Raw genomic sequence first — 6,099 nt, 5'->3', positions numbered from 1 at the left:
GGAATGGCAGGATCGTTGTCGGTCCGCCGCCGGACTCGGTAATATCCGAGCGTATCGAATAGGCCATGTAGAACAGACCGCCAGCGAGCACAGCGAGGATCCCGAGCGCCAGGCGGATGTCCATAGGGTGATCGAGATGCGGTTTGCCCGCCGAGGGTGCGGCCTGCGGCGTCGAAATATCGGTTGCGGCTGTCATCGGGGCGGCTCCTCGGGGCTGCGAGAACACTCTATCGCGGCGCCTTATGACAACCCTGTGAATGCGCCTGTCGACTTGGCGATGAGCGCGGTTTGGGCCGCCGAAATTCGCGTATGACGCCGTTACTCGGAACGTTTTTAGAGCCCGGCTCAACCCGCCTCGGCGAGAAGCGGCAGATGCTGGCGGCCCGGCTCGCCGTCCTTGTCCAGAAGCCGGGTCGGATAGTCGCCGGTAAAGCAGTGGTCGGTGAATTGCGGCTGCCGGGCGTTGCGTTCGGAAAAGCCCATCGCGCGATAGATGCCCGCGACCGACAGGAACGCCAGGCTGTCCGCCCCCATGAACCGGCGCATGCTTTCGAGGTCCATGCGCGCGGCGAGCAGCTTGTCGCGTTCGGGCGTATCGATGCCGTAGAAATCGGGATAGGCGATCGGCGGCGAGGAAATGCGGAAATGGACCTCCCGCGCGCCCGCATCGCGCATCATCTGCACGATCTTGACGCTGGTCGTGCCGCGCACGATCGAATCGTCGATCAGCACCACGCGCTTGCCGGCGACGACGGCCCTGTTGGCGTTGTGCTTCATGCGCACGCCGAGCTCACGGATCGACTGGGTCGGCTGGATGAACGTCCGGCCGACATAATGATTGCGGATGATGCCGAGCTCGAACGGAAGCCCGCAGGCGCGCGCGTAGCCGATCGCGGCCGGCACGCCGGAATCCGGCACGGGCACCACGACGTCGGCGTCAGCCGGCGCCTCCCGGGCGAGCTCCGCGCCCATGGCCTTCCGCGCGTCGTAAACCGAGCGTCCGTGCACGATCGAATCCGGCCGGGCGAAGTAGATGTATTCGAAGATGCAGGGCCGCGCCGGCTGGCGGGGCAGGGGAAAAAAGCTCTTCACCGCGTCGGCGCTGATCACCACGACCTCGCCGTTCTCGATGTCGCGGATGAACCTGGCGCCGATGATGTCGAGCGCGCAGGTCTCCGAGCAGAGGATCGGACAACCGTCGAGCTCGCCCAGCACCAGCGGGCGGATGCCGAGCGGATCGCGCGCCCCGATCAGCTTCTTGTTGGTCAGGGCGACCAGCGCGTAGGCGCCCTCGATATCGGCCAGCGCCTCGACGAAACGGTCGACGATCTTCATCCGGCGCGAGCGCGCCGCCAGCAAAAGGACGACCTCGGTGTCGGTGGTCGACTGGCAGATCGCGCCGCCGCGGATGAGCTCGCGCCTGAGCGTCAGGCCATTGGTCAGATTGCCGTTGTGGGCGATCGCGAGCCCCCCGGCCTCGAGCTCGGCGAACAGCGGCTGGACGTTGCGCAGCGCCGTCTCGCCGGTCGTCGAATAGCGCACATGGCCGATGGCGGTCTGACCGGGCAGGCGGTCGATGACCGAGGCGCTGGAAAAGTGGTCGCCGACCAGGCCCTGGCGGCGCTCGGAATGGAAGCGCGCCCCGTCGAAGGCGACGATGCCGGCCGCCTCCTGCCCGCGATGCTGGAGGGCGTGGAGGCCCAGCGCGACGATCGCCGCCGCGTCGGGGTGCCCGAAAATGCCGAAGACGCCGCATTCCTCATGCAGGCGGTCCTCGTCGAGATCGACGCCCGAACCGTCCGGCGTCACGGCCGTCACTGTTTCGCCGGGGGAAGCGGACGCCCGTTGATGATCGCGTCGAGCCTCTGCTTGTCGGACGTCGACGCCGACGGCGTCGACTGCTCCGCTTTCTTCTGCCCGCCTGCGGCCGGGGGCGAAGGCGGCGTCGTCGGCTTGACCTCCACCGGCGCCGCTGATTCGTCCACCGGCTCTTCGTTCGGCGGGGTGACGTTCCCGCGCGACTTGATCCAGGCGTCGATGGTCGCCGCCGCGTCCTCCGGCAGCAGGGCCACGATCTTGTCCGCCGTGTCGGTCAGGATCGGGCGCGTCTTGGCGGTTTTCACCCATTCCGGTTGCTGCTTGTCCGAGACCAGCCAGTTGAAGATCGCGAACGCGACGACCGCGAGCAAAAACCCGCGCGCCACGCCGAATACGAAACCGAGCGTCCGGTCGAGAGCGCCGATCTTGCTATCGAGAATCGCGTCCGACAGTCTCACGGTGAACAGCGACACGACAATCAGGGTGGCGAAGAATACGATCGCCGCCGCCGCCGCCTGCGCGATGACGTCCTTATGGATATAGTTCGCGAGGTAGGGGGTCACAACCGGGTAGAAGTAATAGGCCGCCGCCGCCGCCGCCGCCCAGGATGCGATGGCGAGCACCTCGCGGGAGAAACCACGCAGCATCGACAAGAGCGCCGAGACGAGCACAATCGCGAGAACGGCCAGATCGAGATAAGAAGGCATCAAGACAACCTTGTCCAAACGCTCGAAAAGCACGGGCGGCGTCCGGCGTCCGGCGCATCCTCGAGGGGCCTTATAGCCAAGGCGTCCGGGTTCGTCACCCGGCGTGGGTCGGTAATCTTGCGCGATTCGAGGCTTGCGCCGCGGAGGTCTTCGCTTCGACCGCGGCTGCGGCGATCAGCGCCGCCAGCGACGCGACCGAACCGATCGGCGCGACGCTCGCGCCCGCCGCCTCGCCCTCGGCGTTCGGCGCGGGCGGGGCGAAGGCGCGGGCGAAGCCGAGTTTAGCGGCCTCCTTGAGCCGCAACCCGGTGTGGGAAACCGGCCGGACAGAGCCGGACAGCGCGATCTCGCCGAAATAGACGGCGTCATGGGGCAGAATCGCCCCGGTCAGCGAGGAGATCAACGCGGCGGCCGCCGCGAGGTCGGCTGCGGGCTCCGCGACCCGGAGGCCTCCGGCGACGTTGAGATAGATGTCGTACGCCCCGAGCTTCAGCCCGGCGTGCGATTCCAGCACCGCCAGCACCATGGCGAGCCGGTTGGGCTCCCAGCCGACCACGGCGCGCCGGGGGGTGCCGAGCGAGGTCGGCGCGACGAGCGCCTGGATCTCGACGAGCAGCGGCCGGGCGCCCTCGACGCCGGCGAAAACCGAGGCGCCCGGCGCCGCGGCGGCGTCCCGGCCGCCCAGGAACAAAGCCGACGGGTTCGGCACCTCGGCAAGCCCCGCGCCCGTCATTTCGAACACGCCGACCTCGTCGGTCGCGCCGAAACGGTTCTTTGCCGCGCGCAGGAGGCGGAAAGCGTGCGCCCCGTCGCCTTCGAAGGAGAAGACCGCGTCGACCATGTGCTCTACGACGCGCGGGCCGGCGATCTGCCCGTCCTTGGTCACGTGCCCCACGATAAGAAGCGCCGAGCCGCTCGCCTTGGCGAAGCGGATGAGCGCCTGCGCCGCGCCGCGCACCTGGCTCACCGTGCCCGGCGCCGATTCAATCGCGTCGCTCCACATTGTCTGGATCGAATCGATCACCACGAATTTCGGCGCGTCGCCCGAGGCGAGGGTCGCGACGATGTCCTCGACCAGCGTCTGGGCGGCGAGCTGGACCGGCGCGCCCTGAAGGCCGAGGCGCTGGGCGCGCAGGCGCACCTGGGCTGTCGACTCCTCGCCGGAGACGTAGACCACGCGCGCCCCGGAGCGCGCGACCGCCGCGCAGGCCTGGATGAGTAGGGTCGACTTGCCGATGCCCGGCTCGCCGCCGATCAGGGTCGCCGAGCCCGGCACGAAACCGCCGCCGGCGACGCGGTCGAGCTCGTCGACGCCGGTGACGACGCGGGGCTCCGGTTTCGAGACGCCCGACAGGTCCTCGAGAGGGAAAGCCCTCCCGGCGGCGCCGCGTCGCGTCGCGGCGGCGCCGACGCCGAGCGCGGCGGCCTCCTCGATGATCGTGTTCCACTCCCCGCAGGACTCGCATTTTCCCTGCCAGCGTTGCGTGATCGCGCCGCAGTTCTGGCAGACGTATGAAGAGCGCAGCCTCGCCATGGGCCGGGGAAGTGACAGCTTTGGGCCAGCGTGTCGAGCCGAATGACCGCAAAAATGGCGCGATCCCCGCCAGAAAACATTGGCGAAAAGGCCGACGAGCTGCTTGGCCGTCCCGGCTGCGGCAAAAGGTCCCGTTCCTTCGCGGGCCGCCGCGACCATATAGTCCAACAGCACGGGGCGGAAAGCCGGCGTGGAGCGTTTAGAACAAGCCCGAGGCCGACGCTCCTCGACGGGGAAGGGGAACGGATGGTCGGATGGCGTACGCTTTCAACCACAATGCGGAAGGCGCGCCGAGGATCGGCGAGTTGCTGGCCGAGAGCCTCCCGCACTTTGAAGGCCTGATCGTACCGTTCGAGGCGGGTCAGGAGGTCGTTGGCGAAGGCGATCCGACCGAAAGCTATTATCTCGTCATGCGCGGCATGTTCCGGGCGGTGAAGTTCACCCGCGACGGCCGCCGCCAGGTGTTCGCCTTTTACATGCCCGGCGACATCTGCGGCCTTGAGCCGGAGGCGGCCCACAAGCTGACGATCGAGGCGGTCGACACGGCCGCGATGGCCGTCCTTCCGCGCCACGCCTGCCGGGTCCGGATGAACGACGACCCCCGCCTCAACGCCGCCCTTTTCGACGGCGCGACGCGGGCGCTCACGCTTTCGATCGACCACATGATGATGATCGGCCGCAGCTCCGCGGAGGAGCGGCTTGCATGGTTCCTGAGCATGCTGTCGGCCCGGTCCGTCGGTCCGGACGCGCTGGTGCTCGATCTGGCGATGCAGCGTCAGGACATCGCCGACTATCTCGGGCTCACGATCGAAACCGTGAGCCGGACGTTCACGCTCTTCAGGGATCGCGGCTTCCTCAAGCTGCCGCGCAAGCGCCGGGTGGAGATCGTGCAGCCCGACGCGCTGGCGCGACTGGCCGCAGCCGATCGCGACGCGGCCGTGCCCGCCCGCGCGGCTTCCGAATCTGCGGAATTCGCCGTCGCAGTCGCGTGAGGCGGGGCGCCCTGCCGCCCGAATCGCCACTCGAAAGCGCAAGGCCCCAGCGTCAATATCGCGGAGATATCCGCTCGCGCACGAGCCGGGAAAGCGGCGAGAGCGCTTGCGAAAATGCAGGCGTCAAGTGCGACAGATGGTCACAATCTCGCCGCCCCGGATTGCTGTCAACGCCCGATAGACCTCGAAATCCGGGGCTGTTTCGGGCTGAAAACAAGGGTTTCGGCGAAAACGCGGCCGAAATGCGACGATGGGACAAGTGGACGGCGCCCGGTCGGGCATGCATTAGAGGACCGCTGCGTAATCCGGCCGCCGCATTGGCGACCTGTTGGAAGGCTGTGTTTGCTACGCAACATTCTCGGGATTGGACGCCTGCCCACAGCGCAGCGGACGGCCCGGGACACCCTCTTGTGTCGGGGATGAGGAATGCAGACGGTATCTCAACCAAAGTCGCTCTGGAGCGGCGAAATCGGGCTGATCGCGGTCCTCGCGATCCTGGGCCTGCTCTGTCTCTATATCGCGATCAAGACGATCGAGCCCGCCTACGCCTTCCATATGGGCCTTGGCTTCATTTGCGCGGCGATCGCCATCTTTGCGATCTTCCAGCGCTTCAACAAGCGCGATGCCGCGCGTCCGCCGCTCGAGATCAACGGTCTGCCGAACTATAACTTCAGCGTGGTGAAATTCACGACGGTCATGGCCCTGTTCTGGGGCCTGGCCGGCATGGCGGTTGGCGTCTACATCGCTTCCGAACTCGCCTTTCCCGACCTCAACCTTGAGCCCTGGTTCAACTTCGGCCGCCTGCGGCCGCTGCATACCTCGGCGGTGATCTTCGCCTTCGGCGGCAACGTGCTGCTCGCGACGTCGTTCTACGTCGTTCAGCGCACCTGTCGGGCCCGGCTCGCCGGGGACCTCGCCCCCTGGTTCGTAGCGCTCGGCTACAACTTCTTCATCCTGATCGCCGGCACGGGCTATTTGCTCGGCATCACCGAAAGCAAGGAATACGCCGAGCCGGAATGGTACGCCGACCTCTGGCTCACCATCGTCT

At 67.3% G+C, this 6,099-nt stretch carries 5 protein-coding genes and 1 pseudogene; 2 read left to right on the top strand and 4 right to left on the bottom strand.

Annotation, left to right across the window (positions count from 1 at the left end; translation table 11 throughout):
• From ACLP25_RS15745 to radA, 4 genes and pseudogenes are all read right to left on the bottom strand, one after another.
• A pseudogene (locus ACLP25_RS15745) lies at positions 1–196 on the bottom strand (inorganic phosphate transporter); the annotation flags it as partial.
• Between the two features lie 149 nt (positions 197–345).
• Positions 346–1,818, bottom strand: coding sequence for an amidophosphoribosyltransferase (purF, locus tag ACLP25_RS15740; protein ID WP_442470127.1), 1,473 nt, complete (start codon positions 1,816–1,818; stop codon positions 346–348).
• Positions 1,815–2,525 carry a CvpA family protein gene (locus tag ACLP25_RS15735; protein ID WP_442470126.1) on the bottom strand — a complete coding sequence of 237 codons (711 nt, stop codon included), beginning with the start codon at positions 2,523–2,525 and terminating at the stop codon, positions 1,815–1,817. The genes purF and ACLP25_RS15735 overlap by 4 nt, the downstream gene beginning before the upstream one ends.
• Positions 2,526–2,619: 94 nt before the next feature.
• The gene (gene radA, locus ACLP25_RS15730) at positions 2,620–4,059 is read right to left on the bottom strand and encodes a DNA repair protein RadA (protein WP_442470125.1); all 1,440 of its coding nucleotides are present in this window, start codon (positions 4,057–4,059) and stop codon (positions 2,620–2,622) included.
• Positions 4,060–4,313: 254 nt separating this feature from the next.
• On the opposite strand from radA, the gene ACLP25_RS15725 reads away from it, so the two are divergent.
• Complete coding sequence (locus ACLP25_RS15725; RefSeq protein ID WP_442470124.1) at positions 4,314–5,051, top strand: helix-turn-helix domain-containing protein; 738 nt, start codon at positions 4,314–4,316, stop codon at positions 5,049–5,051.
• Positions 5,052–5,477: 426 nt separating this feature from the next.
• Positions 5,478–6,099, top strand: a 622-nt coding sequence (locus ACLP25_RS15720) for a cbb3-type cytochrome c oxidase subunit I (protein WP_442470123.1), incomplete at its 3' end; no start/stop codon positions are given.

Source organism: Roseiarcus sp. (assembly GCF_052145395.1).
GTDB lineage: Bacteria > Pseudomonadota > Alphaproteobacteria > Rhizobiales > Beijerinckiaceae > Roseiarcus.
This window is presented reverse-complemented; position numbering and strand designations above follow the sequence as displayed.